This window comes from Streptomyces sp. MBT65 (assembly GCF_016612545.1).
GTDB lineage: Bacteria > Actinomycetota > Actinomycetes > Streptomycetales > Streptomycetaceae > Streptomyces.
In genome coordinates, this window is record NZ_JAENRY010000599.1 from 1 (window position 1) to 1,678 (window position 1,678).

The 1,678-nt window shown below is 69.1% G+C and carries 1 protein-coding gene; it reads left to right on the top strand.

All coding sequences use genetic code 11. From position 1 onward, the window contains the following. A partial coding sequence (locus tag JHN63_RS50835; RefSeq protein ID WP_234478941.1) for a PQQ-binding-like beta-propeller repeat protein occupies window positions 1-1,657 on the top strand: 1,657 nt, incomplete at its 5' end. Window positions 1,658-1,678 lie beyond the last annotated feature (21 nt).

Below are 1,678 nucleotides of genomic sequence, written 5' to 3' on the forward strand. Positions count from 1 at the left end.
ACCCCCGCCGGTCTACGGCTACCCGCAGGCACCGCCCCCGCCCCAGCAGCCGGGCTACGGCTACCCCGGCCAGCAGCCCAACCCGTACGCGCAGCAGCCCAACCCCTATGGCCAGCAGCCGGGTTACGGTTACCCGGGGCAGGGCCAGCCCGGTCAGCCGACCATGCCGCTGTACCCGCAGCCGGGCCAACCGGGCGGCGGCGGGCGGAAGTTCGGGGCGTCCGCGGTGATCATCACGGCGGCGGTGGTGGCGATCGCGCTGATCGTCGGCGGCGGGATCTGGTACTCGTCCCAGTCCGGCAAGGACGGCAAGGACGGCAAGGACGACGACAAGAAGAACAGCGCGGACGCCACGGGCGGCACCGACAAGAAGGGCGGCACCACCTCCGGCGGCAAGGAGAAGATCCCCGCCGACACCGCCTCCAAGGTCCTCTTCCAGGTCCCGATGCCCAAGGTCGCCGACACCATGGTGACGTCCGGTTCCTGGCTCACGGACAAGGTGTACGCCAAGAGCGGCAGCGCCGAGGTCAACGGCTACGACCGCGACACGGGCGCGAAGCTGTGGACGATCAAACTCCCGGGCCCGGTCTGCCAGGCCACCAAGCACACCACCACCGACGGCAAGACGGCGATCATCTACGAGCCCGCCATGCCGACCAAGGACAAGCCCTCGCACGGTTGCAGCCAGATCGCTGCGCTCGACCTCACCACCGGCACCAAGCTGTGGACGAAGACCGCCAACTCCGGTGACCAGCCGATCAGTTTCGAGAACGTCACCGTCGGCGCGAACACGGTCGCCGTGGGCAGCACCGACGGCGGCGCCGCCTTCGACATCACCACCGGCAAGGTCCTGTGGAGCCCGAAGGTCGCCGACTGCTACGACGCGGGCTACGGCGGTGGCGCGAAGCTGGTCGCGGTGCGCAGGTGCGGGACGTACGACTCGCCCACCCTCCACATCCAGACCATCGACCCGACGACCGGGAAGGTGCTCTCGGACTACAAGATGGCCCAGGGCATCGAGTACGCGAGCATCGTGTCGACCGACCCGCTGGTCGTCGCGGCGGACGTCGGCGACAGCGCGGGCGACGGCAGCGGGGTCTCCGACTTCTTCTCGATCGACAACAAGACCGGCGCGCTGCGCTCGCACATCCCGGCACCGGGCAAGCAGTACGCGGCCCGCTGCGACGGCATCACCCGCGTCGAGTACTGCACCGAACTCGCCGTGGGGAACGACCGGTTGTACGTGCCCACCGAGGAACACGACGGCTCCGGCGACTCCTACAGCCGTACCAACGAGATCGTCGCCTTCGACCTCGCCACCGGCAAGCAGACCGGCCAGCGCGCCGACGCCGGCGAGGGCTACACGATCACCCCGCTGCGCATGGACGGCAGCAACGTCATCGCCTACAAGTCCCCGCCGTACGACAAGGGCGGTCAGGTCGTCAGCATCGACGGCAGCTCCTTCAAGGAGACCGAGCTGCTGGAGAACCCGAGCACGGAGACGGTACGGGGGGCGGAGACCAGCTTCCTGCCGGACTACGCGGAGATCCTCTTCGCGGAGGGCCGCCTCTACATGTCGGCGGTCTACGCGAGCAAGGCGTCGTCGTCCTCGACGGAGGACAAGGACTTGGCGATCGCCTTCGGTACCGGCGGCTGACCCTCCCGCACCACCCCCCAC